Source organism: Cohnella phaseoli, assembly GCF_003386235.1.
In the GTDB taxonomy this organism is placed as follows: Bacteria; Bacillota; Bacilli; order Paenibacillales; family Paenibacillaceae; genus Cohnella; species Cohnella phaseoli.
Window position 1 is genome coordinate 134,483 of sequence record NZ_QRDZ01000008.1, and the last position, 22,794, is coordinate 157,276.

20 protein-coding genes are annotated in these 22,794 nt (G+C 51.3%); 8 read left to right on the forward strand and 12 right to left on the reverse strand.

All coding sequences use genetic code 11. The features are described 5' to 3' along the window. Position 1 precedes the first annotated feature (1 nt). Both DFP98_RS12280 and DFP98_RS12285 read left to right on the forward strand, forming a co-directional pair. On the forward strand, positions 2–1,045 hold the full coding sequence (locus DFP98_RS12280) for a serine/threonine-protein kinase (RefSeq protein ID WP_116060884.1): 1,044 nt from the start codon (positions 2–4) through the stop codon (positions 1,043–1,045). Positions 1,046–1,107: 62 nt separating this feature from the next. Then, the gene (locus DFP98_RS12285) at positions 1,108–1,296 is read left to right on the forward strand and encodes a hypothetical protein (protein ID WP_116060885.1); all 189 of its coding nucleotides are present in this window, start codon (positions 1,108–1,110) and stop codon (positions 1,294–1,296) included. Between the two features lie 37 nt (positions 1,297–1,333). Here the strand turns inward: DFP98_RS12285 and DFP98_RS38635 are convergent, their stop codons facing one another. The 6 genes from DFP98_RS38635 to rlmH form a co-directional block, all read right to left on the reverse strand. Continuing rightward, positions 1,334–1,528: a hypothetical protein gene (locus DFP98_RS38635; protein ID WP_220377088.1), complete on the reverse strand. Its 195-nt coding sequence runs from the start codon at positions 1,526–1,528 to the stop codon at positions 1,334–1,336. Between the two features lie 1,000 nt (positions 1,529–2,528). Then, positions 2,529–2,858, reverse strand: coding sequence for a hypothetical protein (locus tag DFP98_RS12295; protein WP_116060887.1), 330 nt, complete (start codon positions 2,856–2,858; stop codon positions 2,529–2,531). Between the two features lie 65 nt (positions 2,859–2,923). Further along, entirely contained in the window at positions 2,924–3,205 is a 282-nt protein-coding gene (locus tag DFP98_RS12300) for a DUF4238 domain-containing protein (RefSeq protein WP_116060888.1), read from the reverse strand. 211 nt (positions 3,206–3,416) lie between these two features. Beyond that, a complete protein-coding gene (locus tag DFP98_RS12305) occupies positions 3,417–4,025 on the reverse strand; it encodes a hypothetical protein (RefSeq protein WP_116060889.1) in 609 nt (202 codons plus the stop codon). Positions 4,026–4,371: 346 nt separating this feature from the next. After that, positions 4,372–5,157, reverse strand: a complete 786-nt coding sequence (locus DFP98_RS12310) for a hypothetical protein (RefSeq protein WP_116060890.1) — start codon at positions 5,155–5,157, stop codon at positions 4,372–4,374. Between the two features lie 243 nt (positions 5,158–5,400). Next, positions 5,401–5,880 (reverse strand): 23S rRNA (pseudouridine(1915)-N(3))-methyltransferase RlmH, encoded by a 480-nt coding sequence (gene rlmH, locus DFP98_RS12315; RefSeq protein WP_116060891.1) that lies wholly within the window; start codon positions 5,878–5,880, stop codon positions 5,401–5,403. A gap of 237 nt (positions 5,881–6,117) precedes the next feature. Here rlmH and DFP98_RS12320 point away from each other — a divergent pair, with 237 nt between their 5' ends. The 3 genes from DFP98_RS12320 to DFP98_RS12330 are packed head-to-tail and all read left to right on the forward strand — an operon-like array spanning position 6,118 to position 9,421. Next, on the forward strand, positions 6,118–7,638 hold the full coding sequence (locus DFP98_RS12320) for an MDR family MFS transporter (protein ID WP_116061004.1): 1,521 nt from the start codon (positions 6,118–6,120) through the stop codon (positions 7,636–7,638). Between the two features lie 48 nt (positions 7,639–7,686). After that, on the forward strand, positions 7,687–8,655 hold the full coding sequence (locus tag DFP98_RS12325; RefSeq protein ID WP_116060892.1) for a helix-turn-helix transcriptional regulator: 969 nt from the start codon (positions 7,687–7,689) through the stop codon (positions 8,653–8,655). Between the two features lie 16 nt (positions 8,656–8,671). Then, positions 8,672–9,421 (forward strand): SDR family NAD(P)-dependent oxidoreductase, encoded by a 750-nt coding sequence (locus tag DFP98_RS12330; RefSeq protein WP_116060893.1) that lies wholly within the window; start codon positions 8,672–8,674, stop codon positions 9,419–9,421. Between the two features lie 70 nt (positions 9,422–9,491). Here DFP98_RS12330 and DFP98_RS12335 read toward each other — a convergent pair whose 3' ends face one another. From DFP98_RS12335 to DFP98_RS12350, 4 genes are all read right to left on the reverse strand, one after another. Next, entirely contained in the window at positions 9,492–10,937 is a 1,446-nt protein-coding gene (locus tag DFP98_RS12335) for a HAMP domain-containing sensor histidine kinase (RefSeq protein WP_116060894.1), read from the reverse strand. Further along, positions 10,927–11,604 carry a response regulator transcription factor gene (locus tag DFP98_RS12340; protein ID WP_116060895.1) on the reverse strand — a complete coding sequence of 226 codons (678 nt, stop codon included), beginning with the start codon at positions 11,602–11,604 and terminating at the stop codon, positions 10,927–10,929. The genes DFP98_RS12335 and DFP98_RS12340 overlap by 11 nt, the downstream gene beginning before the upstream one ends. 2 nt (positions 11,605–11,606) lie before the next feature. Continuing rightward, a complete protein-coding gene (locus DFP98_RS12345) occupies positions 11,607–11,975 on the reverse strand; it encodes a response regulator transcription factor (RefSeq protein ID WP_116060896.1) in 369 nt (122 codons plus the stop codon). Between the two features lie 151 nt (positions 11,976–12,126). Beyond that, positions 12,127–12,330, reverse strand: coding sequence for a YwbE family protein (locus DFP98_RS12350; protein ID WP_116060897.1), 204 nt, complete (start codon positions 12,328–12,330; stop codon positions 12,127–12,129). A 250-nt stretch (positions 12,331–12,580) separates the two neighbouring features. Here DFP98_RS12350 and DFP98_RS12355 point away from each other — a divergent pair, with 250 nt between their 5' ends. From DFP98_RS12355 to DFP98_RS12365, 3 genes are all read left to right on the forward strand, one after another. Continuing rightward, entirely contained in the window at positions 12,581–13,621 is a 1,041-nt protein-coding gene (locus DFP98_RS12355) for an ABC transporter substrate-binding protein (protein WP_181917650.1), read from the forward strand. Between the two features lie 119 nt (positions 13,622–13,740). Continuing rightward, on the forward strand, positions 13,741–15,318 hold the full coding sequence (locus DFP98_RS12360; protein ID WP_116060899.1) for a helix-turn-helix domain-containing protein: 1,578 nt from the start codon (positions 13,741–13,743) through the stop codon (positions 15,316–15,318). 156 nt (positions 15,319–15,474) lie between these two features. Next, complete coding sequence (locus DFP98_RS12365; RefSeq protein WP_116060900.1) at positions 15,475–17,733, forward strand: putative bifunctional diguanylate cyclase/phosphodiesterase; 2,259 nt, start codon at positions 15,475–15,477, stop codon at positions 17,731–17,733. Between the two features lie 92 nt (positions 17,734–17,825). On the opposite strand, the gene DFP98_RS12370 is transcribed toward DFP98_RS12365, so the two are convergent. Both DFP98_RS12370 and DFP98_RS12375 read right to left on the reverse strand, forming a co-directional pair. Continuing rightward, positions 17,826–20,768: an S-layer homology domain-containing protein gene (locus DFP98_RS12370; RefSeq protein WP_116060901.1), complete on the reverse strand. Its 2,943-nt coding sequence runs from the start codon at positions 20,766–20,768 to the stop codon at positions 17,826–17,828. A 296-nt stretch (positions 20,769–21,064) separates the two neighbouring features. Continuing rightward, entirely contained in the window at positions 21,065–22,660 is a 1,596-nt protein-coding gene (locus DFP98_RS12375; RefSeq protein WP_246016505.1) for a DEAD/DEAH box helicase, read from the reverse strand. Positions 22,661–22,794 lie beyond the last annotated feature (134 nt).

Genomic DNA, 22,794 nt, shown 5'->3' on the forward strand with positions numbered 1-22,794 from the left:
AATGGATATGAGGGTCAGCGAGATATACTTTGAATTAATATCGGAAATTGGCCAGGAAGGCTTAAACTCGAAAACACATATCGCAAGAGATATTCAATTGGATGCAACTCTTGTTATCAAAGAAATTAATAAATCCGATATTCCTAAGGGAACACCTTATTTTACTGAAGCACGTTTTCTTTATGAATCTAGGCACCCAAATGTAATGGAAATTCATTATGCAAGCCAAGATGCGGATAAACTTTACCTTGCAATGCCATACTATAAAAAAGGGTCTTTAAATTCCGTCATTAATAATAAATTCCTTTCAATCCCAGAAATCATACATTTCGGATTGGATTTTTTAAGTGCCCTCCATTTCATTCATTCAAAAGGGTTGATCCACTTTGATGTGAAACCCAGTAACATCATTATCAATGACGCAGGAAAGGCATTATTAACCGATTTTGGATTAGCTGGTCTTACCAACCGTTACGGCTTCGCAACTGTCCAAGCGGCCTACCCAACTCATCTAACACCCGAAATTTTTCAAGCGGGAGCCTTTACAGTACAATACGATGTTTTTCAGGCAGGGCTTACATTATACAGAATGTGCAATGGTAATGCCGACTTTGACTTAAAGCTCCAAATGGGTGGTGTAACTCAAGAAGAAGTTTTACGCGGAACATTCCCCGATAGGAATACGTTTTTACCGCATATCCCTGACTCACTCAGAGCCGTAGTCAAAAAGGCGTTAAAAGTTCACCCTGATCAACGCTATAAAAGCATTATTCACATGATGAATGATTTAGCCTCGCTAAAAGAAAACCTTAATTGGAGTTATAGTTACGATCCAGGAACCGGTCGCCATCAATGGGTGGAAGATACGGAACGAAGTACCAGAACATTGGTTCTGTTCGAAGATAACAGGACTTGGAAAACTGAGGGTTCAAAGTATACCAAAGCATCACAAAATGTGACAAGGGTTCCTGCGTGGTTTACTCGAAGCGCAACAATGGCAGAGGCATTCAACAAGGTGAAACAAGCAATTGACGATTCAAATTAGGGAAAAGAACACTTGTTCTTATTGACAAATAGTTATACAATAAAGTTAGGAGGTGCTTTATCATGAGAAAAATACGTGTTATTGTAAAGGATTTATCTCATGAAGCAACTGCTAACCCCCTTTTTTCTGAAAATATTATGGACAGATACACCAAAGCCAAAGTGGTCGATATGCGAAACAACCACATACTTGAAAGGACTAAAAGTGGTTATGTTTCGATTAAACCAATTGATCCCAATAAAATTTATTAGCTCAAAGGGTTCGGTTGCATCCTTTTCCTTAGGGACTCTATTGAGTCCCTTTTCTAACTCCTTCAACACCTAAGAATAAAAATAACCTAGCGGCATAATTAGGAAATAGATGCTTTTCATAAGTTCCAGAGTCTTTTTCCAACAAGTATTTTTTAAGTAAATTTATATTTTCTTCAGATGGTGATGCAATAAGATCATTCATATTCTTCATTTCACCTTCATAAAAATGCATGTTCCACCTCTGTTTGAAGATTTTACTTACTACTCTTGCATCCGTGAAACCAAGAGCCTTAAGACGCACCAGCGCGGGTCCATCAGGACTTAGGCTCGCAGTGGTTGTCTGTCGGACTCCACTTCCCCGAATTATCTTCCGGCAGACCAAGGTCGGTTTCAACTGGCCGAGAATACGGGTGTTAGCTGATGTTCGGCTCTTCTATGAAGCTACTTATATACGCACCACAATCATACCATAAAATTGGAAATTATTTTCTTTTCAGATCACAAAAAATCCCCCCTAGGGCTCTCTCTGCTAGGGGGAAAAACATCTCTATAGCACCTTACCCCATAACACCTACAAAGCCTCTACACCCTCCTTGTTAACATTATTTTCCGCCGTCACTTATGGTACGGTTCAGCTTAATGGGTCTATCGACGAAAAATGCGAAAGGAGCTACCGCGGTACATAGTTTCGAACCTTTCAATATCCGTTTCTGGCATTCTTAAATCTACACAGAAGGCCGCTTAAGTAAATCGGCGGCCTTATATTGATGATTCAACTATAGTTCCCCCAGTTAGTTTAGCCGATAGCCAAAACGCGTACCGTTACCGAATTAATTCATCCAAACCGAGCCGATCTACCAGAATGTCCCCATCTTGGAGTTTGAGCACAGCGCGTTCAGATTTATAGTCCCAGCCACTGCTAATGGCGTAATGAATTAACTTAGCACAAACCATTGGTTGGCAAAGATTCGTTGCCCAATTGATTTTCCAAGAGAAGAAAATCAAGAAATATGATGTTTTCGTATCGGATGGATAAATCTTAAAACTAATGTGCTCGTTTTCAGACCTTTGGTCGATTACACAAAGAAATGGATAATCGTCGACTAAAATTTTCTTGAATTCCTTTGTAAAAAGCTTCAATAGTATTAATTCTCCAAGTTACATATTAAATTCAGTTGGACTAAGCTGACTGGCCTGCTGCCGTTATCTCGTTTTGGAACTATCCTCTCCCATTATTTCAACGATAACAGCTTGTTTTCTGATTGTTTGAAACTTAATAACGCACCTTTCTCCCTAGGTTTCCAACCTTGTATGATTGCCTCCGAAATAATTAAAGCTATTTGAGCAGGCATCACAATTTTATTATTGAGTGATTCAACATTCGGAAACCCCACCCAGAATTCGTTGATGTCTGACTCTATATCAACTCGGAGCAATTGCCCTTTCACTTCATCATGCTGAACGGTTAACGTAATAATACCTCTTGCTGATGGAGTGATTACCCATCTGAATGGCTCTTGCCCGACAATAATCTTTCTTGACCCTTTTTTGCTAATTGTCATTACTCCAACTCCAAATTATAGTCCCACTCATCTTAACACATATTGGAACTAAACTACCCGTTAGCTTAATTTAGAATTTGATTGGTTATTTTCTTTAAGACTGCCGAAGAAGGAGCTTCAATACTCTTTGAGAAATAGTCTTCAACTACAGTTGTTATTGCACCTGTTATAAGTTTTAAGTCGTAATACCCATTTAAGTTGGCCACATTATGCGTTCCTTTTTGTTTTAGCATTCCTTGGTGCTTGTCATAAACCCAGACACTCGGTTCTCGTGGAGGATTCACCCTCTGATCCAAAAATTCCTTTAGGTAGAACTGTGGTATGTAATGATTATTACGCTTTTCCATCTTTATACTCCTTCCCTTATTTGTCACTTGGGAATTGTAGGGACAGGTATTGGCTATACTTCATTGCGGTTAGGTCGTGCGAGTGTGTCCACCTGAATCCACTTCCTCAAATTGCCTCGGGTGGACCAGGGTTGACAAAATGTCGGCCTGCTGCGCGAATACCGGTGCCATCCGATGCTTCGGCATCCTGAAATACTTTCAATAAATTTCATTATTCATTCTCAATAAATTCGCTTGTAAAGTGGGACAGATTCTTCATTAAGTTCTCTATAACGTTATTAAATTCCTCGGTTTCTACAACACCATGAGAATGATGATTGTGAATAAGCTCTAACTCACTAATTAAGTCTGATGCCCTTTCAATCCCAGCTAACTTTATTTTTAATAGGTAATAATTTTTCACAGACAAACTTCTTATATAATCATCTTTTTTATGTCGACTTGCGTAATAATACCCTGATATATCCGCAATGTATTCCGAAACAATGCGTGCAATATCATCTGTAAAAGCTCTACGCTGACTTTGCCGCTGGAACCTTCTGTCATTCTCAATGTTATCTTGTGTTTTATTTTGAATGGCTCTTGTTTCTTTCGTTGTTACCCAAACAGCTAGTATGGTTCCAATACCACTAATAATTCCGCCTAAATAACTCCCCAAAAATCCTCCCCATTCTCCGTTGGAGAGTGAGGAATATATTTTATTTCTGAAAATAAAGAACTCCAATATAATAGGGAGTAAAACTACCACCATAAAAGCAACAATGAGTATTGCTGTATATTTCTTTGCATCTGTACTATTCTTTTTTGAAATTTCATACATATATTGGAACCCCTTTTTAAATCATAAATAATAGAAAATTCTGTATTGTACTTCTCATAAATCGGAGTTTTCGGATAACGTTTAAGTGTTCTCGACATCATACCACGAATATGGAAAACATTGTCGTATTGAGTCACACAAAAATCCCCCTAGATTTCATTTCCAGAGGGACAAGCATATTTCAATTCCATTCGAATCTTTAGGATTCCCTCTTTTCACGTCCGATACTTATCGGATGTGATCATCTACTTCTAATTTCGTTAAGTTCACCGAACAACAACAGAATTAACTTAAGCATAAACATGATGTCAGCCAAAGTTACAGACTTCAAAAATTCCTTGGGTAATCAATCGTTTAAATAGTAATCATTGCATCCATCGCACAAATAATCACCATCCTCATGCACCTGCACGCCTTCCCAGTCAGCGTCAAACTCATGTCCACATCTTTCGCAAGCCTGTATATTGTATTGTTCCTCACAAAAAACGCATTTTCCATAAGGATAAAAATCTTCAGCAATGCTTATTCCTTCTCTCCCACAATTTCCACATGGAGCATCAAGAACCGCAGAGTACATTCCCTTGGTGGAGTAACTATAAGCATAAATATCTGCTTCAATTGCATCTACATATCGTTCTTCAATAATCTCTCCGAATGGAAGGTCTTTCAACACTCGTCTACATCTTTGATAGTTATCATTAGATATTAATTCTTCTATTTCCATATCAAGTTCTGTTTCTATAAAACGCAAACATAAATGAATTAAAAGGCTGATATTTTTAATATTGTCGTCACCGAAAGAAAATTCATAATGAACTGCGTTATTCCTAAGTCTTTTCAAGATGGCGTATGCCTTAAATTCCCAATCCTCTATTTCTTCATTTAATTCATTCTTGATCCTTTTGTACGCTTCTTCAGCTTTTAATGTGTTTGATTTACTTTTATTTTCGAAAATAGCTTCTTCATCTAAAGATCTCAGTTTCTCAAGAATCAATAAGTCTAAGCCATTGATTAAATTCATTATTGATTGTTTTGCATCAGATAAGGACAGTTCATCAGGATAGTCAGATAAGTGTTGTAAACCATGGTCTATAGAATCAATAGCATTTTCAAATAAATTAAATGTCTGCATTTTTGAACAACCCCCAATAATCGTTTCACCTAACGACTATTCATGATCTTCGTTTCATAAGTAAAAATCTTCCTATCGGTTCATCATATCACAATCACAATTTGAAAATTAATGGCCATGTGTTTATTGTTAGTTCTCATGAAGAGAGCTCCCTAAATCTATCAGTATTAGCGGTAAGAAATCACACTATTTCCTCACGCCTACTAACAGTCCAAAGCATTTCCCCATGTATATTTTTCGCCGTCACTTGTGATATGGTTCCCCCCGAATAATCTTAAACCCCCGATAAACCTGCTCCAGCAACATCACCCGCATCATCTGATGAGGGTAAGTCATCCGCCCGAACGACAGCTTCTTGTCGGCGCGGGCCAGTACGGCTGGCGAGAGGCCCAGCGAGCCGCCGATGACAAAGGAAACAGAGCCGCCGCCATAGACGGCCTGCTTGTCCAGGTGGGCGGCGAGCTGCTCGCTTGTCCAAGTTTCGCCATCGATGGCGAGAGCGACGACGTGAGAACCCTCTCGCAACGCAGCCAAAATGCGCTCGCCCTCCCGGGCGCGAACCTGCTCCTCCTCTGCCGGGCTTAACGAGTCCGGCGTTTTCTCATCCGTCAGTTCCCGAATGTCCAAGCGTGCGTATGCGCCCAGTCGTTTGGCGTATTCCTCGACCGCACCCGTCCAATATTTTTCCTTCAGCTTCCCTACGCATACGATCTGAATTTGCATGATGCTCTTTTCCCTCCGTACGAATCTCTGTTACTTCTCAGCTTATCCTATTTCTGCCGCCAGACGCAAAGGTAGAGCGCACCGTGAGCCGCCCCCACCCCACCCCCCAGAAACTTTTTTATCACTCCCGCTCCATCCCTGACACGCAGATGTCAACAAGGAACCCTTATGATGGTCTCAGATGATTGCACACCAATCAATTCAGGTACGAGAAGGGAATGGGGCTTTGTGGAAAAAATGCACAACAAACTATCTGTCATCGTTGGAGGTCTATTGCTCGCCATACTGATGGCATCGATGGACAACACAATTGTGTCAACGGCGATGGGAACCATCGTCGGGGAGATGGGAGGACTCGACAAGTTCGTATGGGTCACATCTGCGTATATGGTGACGGAAATGGCGTGCATGCCGATTTTCGGCAAGCTGTCCGATATGTATGGTCGCAAGCGTTTCTTTATTTTCGGGATCTTCGTGTTCATGATCGGCTCCGCATTGTGCGGGATGGCGCAGTCCATCGTCGAGCTTAGTCTATACCGCGCCGTTCAAGGCGTCGGGGCCGGGGCGATGGTATCCATCGCGTTCACGATTTTGTTCGATGTCGTGTCTCCTAAGGATCGCGGCAAAATGATGGGGGCGTTCGGCGCGGTGTTCGGACTATCGAGCGTTCTTGGGCCGCTGCTGGGCGGGTATATCACCGATCACGCCAACTGGTCGTGGATCTTCTATATCAATCTGCCGCTAGGCTTTATTGCCCTGTTCCTGATTGCAGCGTTTTACAAGGAGTCGGCAGAGCACTCGAAGCAAAAGATCGATTGGGCCGGAGCCGTTTTGCTCGTCGGGGCTGTCGTCTGCTTCATCTTCGGACTTGAGCTTGGCGGCAAAACTTATGCGTGGGACTCCCCGCAAATTATCGGCCTGTTCGCCGGTTTCGCGGTCCTCGCCCTACTGCTCGTCATCGTGGAGAAGAAAGCGGCAGAGCCGATCATCTCCTTCGGCTTGTTCCGCAGCAGACTATACACAACGAGCAACCTGGTCGCCATGCTCAGCGGCGCAGCGTACATGACGGCAGCCATTTTCATCCCGATCTATGTGCAGGGCGTGCTTGGCGGATCGGCATCCAATTCGGGTCTGACGCTATTGCCGATGATGATCGGCTCGGTCGTCACCGCGACGCTTGGCGGATTTCTGATGACCAAGCTGCAATATCGCACGATCATGATCGGAACGCTAACGATACTACTGACCGGCCTTGCTCTCCTGTCGCAAATTACTGTAGAATCTTCTCGACTTCTCATTACCGTGATTATGATTCTAATCGGCCTGGGGATCGGCGCCACCTTCTCGGTGCTAAGCACTGCCGTGCTTCATTCGTTCCCGCCGAATCAGCGCGGAGCCGCAAGCGCGACCTTGAATTTCAACCGCTCGCTCGGCATGGCGCTCGGCATCACCGTCTTCGGAATCGTACAAAGCCATAGCTTGATCTCGAAGCTCACGCAGTCTCTTGGAGCTGGTAATTCCACAGCCGCGGCCGGCTTGGATTTAAGCGACCCTCATGCGCTGCTGATTCCGGAGTTCCGTCAATCCGTCGACACGCAGCTGCTTGAGACCATTACGAACGGGCTGTCCAATTCCATTGGAACAACCTTCGCATGGAGTCTGATTCCCGCTGCCTTGGCCCTGATCGCCGCCTTCCTGATGACGAAGGATAAGATGGATCCGGTTGCCGAAGGGGAAGGACTCGCAACAGCGCATTAATGAATATTATCGGCTAGCGCCAGCCATGCCGGTCTAGGAGAGATAACGATGAAGCTTGAACGACTGATGACCATTACCATTCTGCTGCTCAATCGGAAGAGAATCCAGGCGCAGGAATTGGCGGATCGCCTGGAGGTGTCTCTGCGCACTGTATATCGCGATCTGGATACGCTTGGTCAAGCCGGTATTCCCATCGTTTCCTATACCGGCATGGAGGGCGGCTACGAAATTATGGACAGCTTCCGGCTGGACCGGCAGCTGCTGTCCTTCGATGAACTGACCGCCCTATCCACCGCGCTCCGCGGCCTTGAATCGACGAAAGCCTATGACGACTCGAATATGGATTTGCTGCTCAGCAAAGTAGGCGCGATGGTGGCGCAAGCCGAGCAAGGACGAGCAGGCGCAGGAGAAGGCGAACGCATCCACATTGATTTTACCCCTTGGAAAAACAGCAATGAGGACCGAACCCGCTACGACTCGCTGCGCCAAGCGGTGAACGACCGGAAGCTTCTTCGCTTCAAGTACACGAGCAGAAAAGGAGAGGAGCAGGAACGCGAGGTCGAACCGATGACGCTTGTGCTCAAAACCTACTCCTGGTACCTCCATGGCTATTGCCGCCTGCGCGGGGACTATCGGATCTTCAAGCTATCTCGAATCCGCGAGTTGGCCGTACAGTCCGAAACCTTCGTTCGTCGAGCGGAGCCGCTTGCGCAGATAAAGGACCAATGGGTTAATCCTCAAGAGAGCGACAAACAGGAAGTGATTTCGGTTGTCTTTCGGTTTAAGGCATCCGCCGCCGTGTCCGTGATGGATCGTTTTGACGAAAGCGAAATTGAACGGCTGCCGGACGGAACGTTGATTGTGCGATCCATCTACCCGAACGAGAAATGGCTGATCACAAGCGTGCTTCATTATGCGACAGACGTCATTGTGCTCGAGCCAGCCGATATTGCCGCGAAGATCAGACAAGCTGCGCTGGATATCGCTGCACAGTATGCCGCACCCGATCCAATCTAAGGGAGGAGAAACCATCATGTCCTTAAGCGGAAAAGTAACCATCGTGACCGGAGGAGCTAATGGAGTAGGAAGAGCGACATGTATGCAGTTGGCGAAACGGGGCGCGAAGGTCGTTGTCGTCGACTTGGGGAACGATGCGGCAGCCGAATCCGTCGTGTCCGAGATTGCAGCCGCCGGTGGAGAGGCCGTATCGATTCAAGCGGATGTTCGCAGCGCGGAGCAGATGAACAGACTCGTCGAAAACGTAAGAGAAATCTACGGACGCATAGATGTGCTCGTATGCAATGCCTGCACGGATGCGGAAGCCTCAGCCTTCGCCGAGCTCTCTTGGGAGCGATTCGAACGACAGCTGACAGAGGAATTGAAGGCAGCCTTCGAGCCGACGAAGGCGGTCATTCCGACGATGACGGAGCAGCACTTCGGCCGGATCGTGTACCTGTCCAGTACCGAGGGCCGGGATCCCACGCCGCTGCACATTGCATTCGGCACAGCCAAAGGAGGGCTCGACACCTTCTCCCGCTATATTGCCCAGGAATTCGGCCCCTGCGGCATCTCGGCGAACGTCGTCGCTCCCGGTTTCGTTAAATTGCATGAGCCTCTGACGATCTCCGACGACGAGAGCCGCGTGATCGGCAGCTTCACGCCGCTTGGCCGGATCGCCGAGCCGGAGGATGTGGCGGGAGTCATTTCTTTTCTCGCCGGGGATGATGCGCGATTCCTAACCGGAACCTACACGCCTGTTACCGGCGGGCTGGTTATGGAATAGCTATGGTCGGAGCCAATGTCTCGGGCATGCCGTCACCCTCCAGGTGCCCGAGACGAGCGGCGAGTAGCCTCTAACGATTGGAATGAATAACGGGAATTCGCAGGGTAAAAGCAGTGCCTTCCGAACTGCTATGGGACAGAATCAAATCCCCGCCCAGCGAGCTTGCAATCAATTTGCTGAAGGGCAGCCCAATGCCAAGCCCGTGTACATGCGTCCGCTTTTTTTGCCCTCGATAGAAGGCTTCAAACACCGCCTCCTGCTCTTCCGGAGGAATTCCCTCGCCGGTATCTTGAACTTCAATCCGATAATGCGACGGACCGGCAAACAAGCGAATGGTGATGCTGCCTCTCTCGTCTATCGCCTCTGCGGCATTGTTGAGCAGATTAACCATAATTTGTTCCAGGCGGGCCGGATCGGTGAACGCCTGCCAGTCGTCCCGCTCTCCCGCCGTTTCAACGATGGGATAGACATCTCTTTTCTCCTGCGCCCGCATCCAGCGGACGACCATCTCGTTCAACTCTGTTCGCAGATCCACCTGCTGATGGGCCACGGTTACCGTCTTTGCCGCAAAACGGTTGAAATCCAACAAATCCTCTACCATCTTCTGAAGTCGACCGGTTTCCTTCAGGCTCATTTCGAGGAATTCCTTCGCCTCTTCATCGGCCACTATTTCATCCCTTACCGCTTGAACCAGACCGCTGATCGCTGCAATGGGCGTTTTCAACTCGTGCGTCACTCCGAGAAACAGCTGGTTGCGAAGCGATTCCAGATGTTCCAATCGTTCGGCCATTTCCTTAAAGGCCACCATCAGTTCATAGATTTCTTTCTCGTCGTGATTATTATTGAACTCGATCCGATAGTTGCCCGCCACGATTTGTTTGGCGGCGTCCGCCGTCTCCTGAATCGGTTGCAGCAACCGGCGGGTCAGCAAGAACAGAATGCCCCAACCGATCACAAACGCGACGGCCACGATACTGAAACGCATAATCCGATGCTGCATCGGCGTCGTCTTGACAACCGTTTGTTTTTGCACCAGATACACCACATAGCCTGTAGTCTCCGCGGGATTCCCGATCGGTCGAACCGCCGCCAAATACGATAAATGGTCTTGATCCGATTGGAGCTCCGTTATGTCGAGACCGCCTGCTATCATGTCCGGCAGCCGCTCGGCCAACTGCTCCTCCTCGAACGGCGCATACAGAGGAAACTGTCGCACTAGGCGACGATCCGCATCGAACACAAAAACAAACGACCGATCCCACAAGTCGTTTTGGCGCGCGTATTGATCCAGCAGGCGTCCAAGCTCAGCTCCCTCCGGCAGTTTTCCTCCCCGATTGGTCGCTTCGGCGGCTACATCGTGAATCGTATTCTCCAGCCCAAGCCGCTGCTTCCCTTTGGCATCCCAATAGATCAAAAAAATAGTGGCAGCGCTTGCAATTACAATGCTGATAAGGAGCACGATGAAATATCGAATCGACCAATAGTAAAGCAAGCTTTTTCGCTGTTTATTTGACACGGAATTGATACCCCAGTCCTCGAATAGTCGCAATCTCTCCTTCTTCTTCAGACCAGTCGCTTAATAGATGGCGTACGCGCTTCACGGACAAGTCGACGGCTCTGTCGCTGCCCTCGTAATCTATTCCCCAGACCGAATCGATGAGCTGTTCGCGGCTAATGGATTGATTGGGATGCTGAGAGAAAAAGATCAGAAGATCCAGATCCCGCGGAGTCAGGGCTACGGCTCGGCCCTTCACGGAGACTTTCCGGGAAGCGTAGTTGATCTTGAGCTGACCGAATATCGCGGCGTCTTCCGTTACGACATGGGATTGTCGCCTTAGCACGGCTTGTACGCGCGCAACCACTTCTTCTCCGACGAAGGGCTTGCACAGGTAGTCGTCAGCCCCCTCCCGCAGTCCCTTCAAGCGCTGCTCCACATTGTCCAGGGCCGTCAGCATAATGATCGGACAAGCGCTGCTTTGCCTGATTGTTCTAAGAATCATCCAACCGTCCCGGTTCGGCAAGAGCACGTCCAGAAGGACAAGCGATGGCTTCCACTGTTCAAACACCCGAATAGCCGCCCCTCCATCGTAGACCTGTTCGACTTCGTACCCAGCCTTGACGAGATACGCCTTCAGCACTCTGGAGATGATGCGATCATCCTCGACAATCAGTATTTTGCTCATGGCTAACCCTGCCTTCGACGATATAGTACCTCTTGCACTCTCCCCACGACCTCTTCTCCGAAAAAAGGTTTGCACATGTATTCATCGGCCCCGGCGTCTATCCCCTTCGCTCTGTGGTCGTCGCTGTTAAGAGCCGACAGGATGACTACCGGGCAATCGCTTTGCCGTCTGATCCACTTCAAGAGGGACATTCCGTCTATGCCGGGAAGCATGAGGTCCAGAAGGACAAGCGAAGGCCGTTCCTGTTCGAATAAAGCCACTGCGCTGTAGCCGTCATAGGCTTGCTCTACGGAATAGCCTGCTTTTCTGAGATACGCCTTGAGCACCATAGAGATGCTTTTTTCATCTTCGACGATTAATATCTTCTCCATCGCCTTCTCCTGGTCGACACGCCGATGTGATTGCTAATCCTTTATCACAAACCTGGCTTTTAACTTATAGTATACGGCTCAATCGTGTCGAGGTTATGTCGGGAGACTGCAATTTCTTTCCCGGGGGAATGAGGGGACAACCCCTTCCATTCTACTCCGTCACAATATTCTGTACGCGCCCAACCTGTCCATCCTGAAGCCGTACTTTAATTCCATGGGGGTGCTGAGGCGAGTTCGTCAACAGCTCTTTCACAATCCCCCTCGTCAGTTTGCCTGTTCTCTGATCCTGCTTCAGCACGATGTCGACTTGCAATCCCGGTTTCACGTCGCTGCGCAGCTTTCCGTTGCCTGCCATTTCTATTCGCTCCTGCCGTAATTCGATGTTTTCCCTATTGTACTATAAACCTCATTCAGAGCCTAAATTGAAAACAGAATGATGCTTCTATTCAGCCTCGACCCCCGTTGCGAACAAGCTCCTGACACTCCCCCAAATTCCGTCCATCCAAAACTGACAAAAAATCCATTGCTCCCCGCTGCCGAACGGAGTAAGATGTAAAGCGATTATCTAAATGAGAATCATTATCAACTCAAGGGGAGATTCATCTATGCCAGCCTCGTTTCTTAGAAAAACAGCTATCCCGCTTCTGATCCTATTGCTGACGGCAGTGTTGCTACCCGCTTGCGGACCGAGCGACAACGCTGCTTCCCCCTCGCCTTCCGCCCCGTCCTCCACGTCCGATTCGTCTCCAGCCCAGTCGCCCGCCGCGACCGAATCGGCTTCTCCCGCGGTAAGCGAGCCGACGATGCGCACCTACAAGGACGCGGTCGATAGAACCGTCGAAGTCCCTGTCGCGCCGAAGCGAATTATCGCGCATTATTATGCCGCCGAGATGCAGGCGCTGGGCGTGCCGATCGTCGGAACGAACTTCATCAACGCTAAGCTGGCGCTGACAGAGGAGCAGCTTCAGGGCGTAGAAGATATCGCGGGCGACGGCCTCGTGCCGAATCTGGAGAAAACGTTAAACCTCCAGCCCGATTTGATCGTTGTCCCGGACTTCCTCCAGGCGGCCGATCTCGATGCGCTATCTAAAATTGCTCCGACGGTTGTCATCGGCTACGGCGCCGACGCTCTTACCCGGCTGAGCGTACTGGCCGAACTTGTCGGGCAGCCGGAGAAAGCGACGGACTGGATCGCCCGCTACGAAGCGAAAGCAGCGGAAAAACGCGCACTCGTGCAATCGTCCATTAAAGAAGGCGAGACGGCCTCGGCCTTCATCCTCTATTCCGACGATCAGTTCTATGTATACAACAAACAGAGACTCGGGCCGACTCTTTACGACGCGTTCGGGTTCGCGATTCCTCCCAAGGTGGCCGAGCTGTTCGCGAACAACCCGGACGAGCTGTGGGCAACAATCTCCCTGGAGAAGCTGCCGGACTATGCGGGAGACCGCCTCTTCCTTATTGCCCAGAACGGCACGGAGGAAGGCAAGAAAGCGGCCGAGGAGCTGCTGCAAGGTCCAATCTGGAAAAGCCTGCCGGCCGTCCAAAACGGCAAAGCCTATGTCGTAGAGGACCGCTGGGCGATGAACGACCCGCTGACGCTTGACTGGCTGCTCGACGAGATGGCCGCTCTGCTCTCCAAGTAGTGCCGATTCTGACAAGAAGCCCCCACGGAAACTCTCCGTTGCGGGCTTCTTTTTCGTTTCGCGCGCCTTTATAATGGAAATATATATTGATAACGATTCTCATTGGAGGCTGGACGCCCATGTCGCAGCTTGAACATACGCCCCCGATTCTCGTGCTGAATGAGATCGAACGCCGTACAACGATCGATCGCGAAGCTTCGTACTGGCTCGATCTGCACGCGCTCCTGTTCATCTCCGGCGGCAACGGCGAGGTGACGCTCGACGGCTGGCGTCAGCACGCCTCCCGCGGCAAGTGCTTCTTGCTTCGAGCGAATCAGACCCTGCATCTGCATAATGGAGAAACCGAGCCTCTCGCCTACTTCTTGGTCCTCTTCTCCATTCAACAGGACACCGCCGAATTGTTAGCACGCAACGAGACGTTGGTCTTCGAGCCTTGTTCTCGCTTGGAGGACCAACTGGAGGAGCTGCTTGTTTCCTCACGTCGCCGGAATGACAGCGACGAAGGCCGGTTGAACGACTTTCAGCTCCATATCCGCTTTCAGACGATGCTTTACGAGGTGCTGCATAAGCTGCATTCCGACAAGCAAGGCGCAGAGAACGCCCGACAATCCGTTGAGCGCACGATCGACTACCTTCACCGCGCTTATCGGGAGGAGATCGAGATTGGCCGGCTCGCTCATGAAGCTAACATGAGCCGCTGGCAGTACGGAAGCCTCTTCAAGTCTCTGACCGGACAGACGCCGGCCCGTTACTTGAACTCCCTGCGAATCGAGCAGGCCAAGACGCTGCTTGCGACTTCGTCCGCCCGAATCCACGATATCGCGGCCCGAGTCGGCTTTCGCGACGAATACTACTTCAGCCGGCGCTTCAAGCAGACGACCGGGATGTCGCCGACCCAATTCGCTCATAGCCGCGGACGATCGCCGCGCATCTTCTCGATTCAGTACTTGGGAGAGCTGCTGGCGCTCGGCATTCGCCCGATCGGAACGAACCGCTCCATGCTGTCCGCCCTGCCGGAAGCGTGTACGGACGTCCTCCCTGTCGACGAGCCGCTTGACATCGGACAGCTTACGGAACTCAATCCCGACCTGATCCTCTACCCTAGCTTCGTGCCCGACGAGCTCGCCCGGCAGCTCAAAAACGTAGCGCCGGCCATCGAGATCGACTGGAATGCCGATGTCTATACCCGGCTTCAGCAGCTAGGATTACTGCTGGACAGAGCCAAGGAAGCCGACGAGTGGATCGACCGCTATAAAGCAAAAGCCCTCCGAGCCAAGCGGCTGCTGAAAGACACCGTGCGCGAAGGAGAGACGGCCTCCGCGTTTATCGTTCATGCGGACGGGTTATTCGTATATGCGGGGCATCATTTCGGCCATACGCTTTACCAAGGTCTTGGATTCGAGCCTTCTCCGGGTGTCTTTGCGCTCATGGAGCGCAACCGCAACGTCAAGTGGCAGGAGATTAGACTGGAGGACATCCCTTACTATGCGGGAGATCGTATTTTCTTCGCCCTGCCCGGCCAAGGCGGCGATGCTCGCAAAGGTCGGGAAATGCTGCGTCATCCCATCTGGAGAAATCTGACCGCTGTCCGCGAAGGAAAAAGCTACATCGTAAAGGACTACTGGGCCAACTACAATCCCGTTACGCTGGACAAGCATCTAGACGACACGGTTCGGCGTCTGCTTCGCAGTCCTTGATATGGACCGATCGTTTCTTCCGGAATAAGAGCCGCCCGCGCGGCTAATCGACCGAAAATGACAACTTTCTCCGTTTTCCGATAACAATCTTAACAATTATAGCTTAAACTGGTTGTATCGCTACTAACATGGATCGCATCCGGGGTGACCTAGCTCATGTTCAACACCATCTCCGCAACCGAACGATTTACCGCCATACCGGCGAAGATTTGGCTCACCCTGGCATGCGTAACGCTGGTTTTGGGCAGTCTGGTCGCTTATGTATCCGACATCTATCGGAGCAATCTCCACCGGGAAATCAATCGCGATACCGCATACGAGCTGTCCGCCAACGCCTCGGCCTTGACCGCCGCTATCCAAAGCAGACTGCTGCTTACCAATGGAGTCCAGGCTTTCGTCGTCAATGAACTTACACATGCCGGCGCCATATCCCAGCCACGATTTCGGACCTTTGCCGAGAATTTCATGAACCATATTCCCGGCATTCGAAATCTCTCCATCTATCCGGATGGAATTGCCCAATTTGTATATCCCTATGAGGGCAACGAGAACATTATGGGTCTGGATGTATTTCATCATGAGGACCCGGAAGTCCGAGACAACGCAGAACGAGCCAGACAATCCGGCGAAATGACGATTCTCGGTCCGCGCGTGCTGACCCAGAACGGCCTGGGTCTGCTCTCCAGACAAGCTATCTTTCGTAACGGCCATTTCTGGGGCTTCGTATCCGTCGTGCTCGATATCGCTCCGATGCTTCAAGAAGCCAATCTGTACAATGGAGATAAAGGCATCGATTTCGCCATTAAAGGCAACTCCCTTCGTCTGATGGGCGATCCCGATCTGTTCGCAGAGGCCGCTGTCGTCAAAACGATCAAAATCGGCGACGGAGTCTGGGAGATGGCAGCCGTCCCTAACCGCGAGAAGCTCGAGTCCGTGGCGTTCAAGGTACGCGTTTTCCAGTCCATCTGCGGCGGCTCGCTGCTCCTGGTTATCTACTTTCTCTATGTGCAGCTGACGCAGAAAGCCCGACTGCAGCAGTTGGTGACGGAGCGCACGCACAATCTCGAGATTGCCAACGAAAAGCTGGAAGCCACCTTCGAACAGCTAACGGAGGCCGCATACCGGGACGCCGTTACAGGGCTGCACAACCGAACTTATTTTAACGAACAGTTAGTGGAAAAAATCGAGCAGTGCCGCTTGGCCGGGGAAACCTTGGCTCTTCTGTACCTCGACCTCGACCATTTTAAAATGATCAACGATACGTTAGGCCATATTCACGGGGATATGATGCTCAAGGAGACGGGAGAGCGGTTGGCCGAGCTCTCTCTTCCCGAAGCGGAGATTTCGCGCATCGGCGGCGATGAATTCACGATCATCATTCCCCGCATCGAGAACATGGATCAGATTCGCCGGATCGCGCATCAGGTTCAAGAGCTGTTCCAGTCGCCGTTTATCCTTCGGGGCGCAGAGCATTTTATGACTACCAGCATCGGCGTAGCTCTCTTCCCTTTGCATGCCCAAGACAGCGCTTCGCTGATCCGCAATGCGGATCTAGCCATGTATCGGGCCAAGGACGAAGGCAAAAACCAATTCCGCGTCTATGACGTGACGCTTAACCCGAATGCCGAAGAAACCATAGAGATCAAGAACAGCCTTCGGGTAGCGCTGGCGAATGACGAATTTATCGTCTATTACCAGCCCCAGATCGCCGTTGACACCGGCCAAGTCGTAGGCTTGGAAGCGCTGGTGCGCTGGGTGCATCCGACGCGAGGGCTCATCCCGCCCAACGATTTCATTCCGATCGCGGAAGAGACCGGGCTGATCGTCCCCATCGGAGAACGGATATTGCAACTGGTGTGCAATCAGAGCAGAGCCTGGCAGGATGCCGGATTTCCCCCGATTCGCATCGCGGTTAACCTATCGGCCAGACAGTTCGCGCAGAAGGACCTTTCCCAGCGAATCTCTTCGATCGTCGGGAAGCATCGGCTTGACCCGCAATACATAGAGCTGGAAATTACCGAAAGCCTGGTCATGAAAGAAGGCATGCAGCCTGCGTTGCATTCGTTGCGAGAGAAAGGCTTCACCATTTCGATCGACGACTTCGGCACCCAGTACTCCTCCTTGAATTATTTGAAGCTTCTGCCCGTGGACAAGATCAAAATCGATCGGTCCTTCGTCAAAGGCATCGCACGAGATCGCAAAGACGAAGCCATCATCGTCGCCATGCTGCTTATCGCCAGCAGGCTTAATCTGACCGTCATCGCGGAAGGTGTAGAGACCGTCGAACAGCTGTCATTCCTTCAGCAGAACAATTGCCACGAAATCCAAGGCTTCATCTTCCATAAGCCCAAGCCCGCAGAGCAGATTACGGAGCTTCTGGCGTCGCAATCGCATCGCAAAGGGACTGTCTCCTAAGCAAAAAGAGTCGTACAAGATATTCGATTATCTTGTGCGACTCTGCTTTTGAGACAGCTTTTTTTATGTTATCTTCCTCGTTGTGGGTCTGTTTACCCGCCTATCTGCGCTGCCGCTCTATATGCTGCGATAAGCTCAGTCAGTGCATCGATATACTCCTGTCCAGTCGAAGCCGGGTTCGATTGCACGCTTTCAGCGTCGGCGATTTTGGCAGCCAAAGCGGCATTGTTTACCGTTGCCTGCCGCGACCCTGCAAACAACAACATATCCTCCAATGCGCTCTCAACCGTCGGGATCGTCACGCTGACCGTCTTAGTTGTCTTATTTTTACCGCTGACGCTCACCTCGATCTCGACCTCGTACTGAAGATCGGAGCCGGTCGTATTATAGTTGTTCAGCTTCAGATAGCCGTTACCTTCTCCTGTAACCTCCAAATAAGTCGCATCCGTTACAGAAACCAGCGGTGTTATGCTCTTAATGGTGAAGTCCGTTTTCGAGCCCAATGCCCCGTTCGCTTGCAGATAGACGGTATCCGTAACTGAAGTATAGGCATCTAGCGTAAAATCGACGAATTTATTCGCCTGCTCGGCCGCATAGTTGGCTTCCGACGAAATGTCGTAATAAAGCACCGGACTGATCTCTTTATTCACGCTTTTAACAGATATGCGGATCGTGCTTGCTTTCTCTCCGAAATCCATGGGATCAAACTCTGCCGCGGTTTCCCCTTCCGCTACAGTATAGGAAGTATGCCGATACTCGCCCACATCCGCATATACAACATCTCCGGCAGAAAGGTTTTTTACCCGCAGCACATCTTGAGCTCCAGAGTTATTCTCGTAATAGATGTCTCCCGGCTGCGGCGTTTTGCTGATCGCCTCTGCGTATTTCGGCGTCGGCGGAGTGTTCGTCATTTCGTTTTTCTCCGCGAACGTCACACTCGCTCCGTCTATCGTCATTTCGAAGACGTTCCAGTAAATCTCGGTGCCTTCGCCCGTCGGAATGGCATAAGTCGCCGACGGGGTCGTTTCCGAGCCTACGTATACTTCTACGCGAGCGTTCGACTGGCGAAGCGTGCTGATGCCGGAGAAATGGTGCACATAGAACTGATACGTACCGTTTACGCGCTGGCGAATCGTCGTTGTTTCCGGTCCGTAGGAAGTGACATCGTCGATATCCAGATCCGCGTACACTTCTCCGTTATAACGATGAACCTTGTCTCCATACCAGGTATGGAAGCCGCTGCCCGCCGGCGTCGGTCCGAGCAGATGAGAGTCCTCGTCTCTTGGGTTCTCTCCCCAAACCAATACGATCCGAATTTCTCCTGACTTCGGAATCGTCACGGCCGTAGCGTCTTGACCGGGATTGTAGCCGCCGGCAGACAAAGACACCCCTACAACGAAAGTCGTCAAGTAGCCTTCCTTAATGATTTCCCCCAGATAGACGCCGGGAGCCACTTGAACCACATAATAACCTCTCTCGTTCGTTTCGGCCGTTGCCACCACATCGCCCGTCTCATTGTTCACGCCGCGGCGGAACTTGATCTTCGCGCCCGCAACCGGGTTGCCTTGGGCGTCAATAATCGTTCCCGCAAAGCCGTAAACCGTCGGGGATCCGCCGCCGTTAGACCCGGAACTGCTGCTGCCTGTGTTCGAGTTGGTTCCGGTCGTAGCCGCCGTTCGGCCGTTTACCGTCGCCTCCACGTTATCGGCTACAACGACTCGCCCCGGAGTCTGCGCGATCGTAGCTCCGCTGGCATTAATCGTCGCCGTGCCGATCGAGCCTTGTCCGGTGACTTTAGCAATGGCATTCAAGACCAACGATGCGACGTCGGCGCCGTTGCCGATCTCCAGATTCGTATTTCCTGCCGATTGCCCGACTAGAAGCTCCGCGATCGCGCCCGATTCCAAGTTAATATTCAGAGAAGTCGCGATAACGTCTACCGTCTCGAATCTGCCCGACAGCTCCACGTTAGCGTTGGCCGGGATTGCTTGGGACAGGACCAGGTCTCCGAAACCGCTGCCGGTCAAGTTCGACTCCACGAGCCGCGCACCCGATTGCAGCGTAATTTCCTCCACCGTGGTCGAACCTTCGGCAACGATTCGGATGCTTCCGTCCTTTTTGTTGACGATCACGGTCAACACGACCGAGTCTTGAAGGTGGATACTGTTTTTGCCGCCTCCGTTGATCGTCGTTTTGCCTTTGACCGTTACTTGATTCAGATACACGTCGCCCTCGCCGATGCTCTCGGCAAGAAGCAAATCTCCTTCAATGACCATATTGTTCAGAGTAACTCCGCCTGCGGTAACCGCGACGGAGCCCTTAACCGTCGTCGTCTGCGACTTGGAGCCGTATACGCCAGCCTTATCGTAAGTCGCTTCGTAGACTGGCTGCTTAACAGCCGATTTGGCCACGATACGATCAATAACCGTGACAGCCTCTGCGCGGGTCAACCCGTCATGCGGGCGGAACTTGCCGCCGGACGCGCTCATCAATCCGTCAGCGATGACGGCAGCGATAGCCGCCCTGCCTTGGGAGGATATACCGGCAGTATCTTTAAGCGCTCCCGCTCCTGCCGCTTGCTTCAGCTTGCCGATTCGGGAGATCATGATTGCCGCTTCAACGCGCGTAATCGTCTTATTCGGCTTGAAGGTTTGATCCTGGTAACCGTTTATGTATCCTGCGGCTTGCGCCTTTGCCACATCGGCATAGTACCATGCCGTAGACGATACGTCTTTGAACGCGATTCCCGCCTCTTCGGAATAAGCGTAAGCCCGGTTAACGAAGCTTGCAAACTCCGCTCGCGTAACCGTCTGATCGGGCTTTAACGAGCCGTCTCTGAAGCCTTTGATATAGCCTTTGTCCGCCCATTCCTTCATCACCTTCTCGGACCAATGCCCTACGACATCGGCTCCAACCGGCTTCTGGTTCGCCCCTGCGGAATCGGTCGCCGCTGCAGCGGTACCGACAATGCTTAGCATGAGACAGAAGGATAATAATAAAACTGCAATTTTCTTGCCCGCAACGCCAATTCTCATTCTCCGCCAAGCCTCCGTATCCAAATAACTGCTTGTCCGAACATTTTACGACATTTGCCCTATGAAATAGTCTAAAAGTTCGACATATCGAGTATAACCCTTGGCATATACTGGGTAAATAGGTGCTTTGCACCTTTAACTAAATTTAAGGCTCAAATCCCCGAACCCTAACCGACTAGCCCCATTTTTAGAGCGACTAAAGATGGACTAATAAAAAAGCCTCCGCTTCATCGAAGAAGCAGAGACTTTTTTTAGTTGATAGGACTACACTCGATGGCTTATTTCCGTTTGGCCGCTTATCTTCCCCGCTGCGCTCCGCGGCCGCCACGGCCGCCCGTCGGACCGCGCTTGGGGCCGCTGCCGCCTGCGCCGAACTTACCGCCGCCTCCGAATCCCGGAGCGGATCTCGGACCGGACTTCTGACCGCCTTTCGGGCTTGCCGCCCGTCCGCTCCCAAAGCCGCCGCTCTTAGGCTCGGCAGAACGATCGCCCCGCGGAGCCTTCGCTTTCGCCGCGCCGTAACCCGGGCCGCCGCCACGCTCGAATCGCTCGCCTTTAGCCCCGCCTCCCGAGCGGCTTCCTCTCCCGGCTTGCGCTTCGGACGCGCCTCTTCGTCCCTGCCGGCCGGACGAACCGCCGCCTCCAGCCGAACCCCCGCGTGAGCCGCCGCGAGCCGAGCTCGTGCGGGCGCCTTCGCCGCGCGGGCGATGCTCGCTGCCCGGCCGTCCATACCCGCCGCTGCTGCGCGGGCCTTGCAAGCTCCCGCCGTCCAGCGGCGCGCCTTCCGGACTTCTGCGCTCCATCGCCATCTGGATGCCGTTCTCAATGTCCCCGAACTCCCGGCGATCCTTCGGCGCGATCAGCGTAATCGCCAGCCCTTTTTCCCCGGCGCGGCCCGTCCGGCCGATTCGGTGGATGTAGCTTTCCACATCAAGCGGAACATCGTAGTTGAACACATGCGTTACGCCTTCGACGTCAAGCCCCCGCGCCGCAACGTCCGTAGCGACCAACAGCTGCAGCTTCGCGTCGCGGAACCTTTTCATCACCTGTTCCCGTTTCGCTTGGGACAAATCCCCGTGCAGCTCGTCCGACGCGTAGCCCATCTCCTGCAGCGCGACATTCAGCGTATTGGCCCGCCGCTTCGTCCGGCAGAAAATAATGCTCAAATACGGCTGCGTCTCCTCCAGCAGTTGGACTAACGTGGTCTGCTTGTTCCGATCCGTCGTCTCCACGACCCATTGACGAATATCCTTAACCGTGATGCGCTCAGCCTTCACCGTTATATGCTGCGGGTTACGCAGAATGCGTCCCGCCAGCTCGCGAATAACCGGCGGCATCGTCGCCGAGAACAGCATCGCCTGCTTCTTATAAGGCGTCTGCCGCAAAATCTCCTCGACTTCCTTCAGGAAGCCCATATGCAGCATTTGATCCGCCTCGTCGAGCACTAGCATCTTCACGCCGTCCAGTGAGATCGTCTCGCGGCGCAGATGATCAAGCAGTCTTCCCGGCGTCGCCACGATCAGATGCATGTCGCCTTTCAGCTTATGCAGCTGAGCCTCCACGTCCTGACCGCCGTACACGGCCAGCACCTTGATGCCGTCCTCCCGCTTCAACAGCTTCTTGATCTCTCCGGTAATCTGGATCGCAAGCTCGCGAGTCGGCGTCAGAATAAGCCCCTGCACCTGGGGCACATCCGTTCTGATCTTGTCCAGCATCGGCAGCACGAACGCCAGCGTCTTCCCGGTTCCGGTCTGCGCCTGGCTGATCACGTCATGGCCGGCCTTGACGACCGGAATCGTCTCCTCCTGCACCGGCGTCGGCTTCACAATGCCCATCGCCTTCAATATTTCCACGCGTCCCTCGGACACGCCCAATCCCGTAAAATCCGTCACCCGGTCCACTCCATCCTGTTAGTCCCTCTGACAGCTCTGCCCAACGTATAATCCGCTCATTCAAGCTGATATCCTTGGTTCAACTTAAATAGCCACTGGAACTGTCAGCCCCGTTCACGAGGTGTTACTCTCTA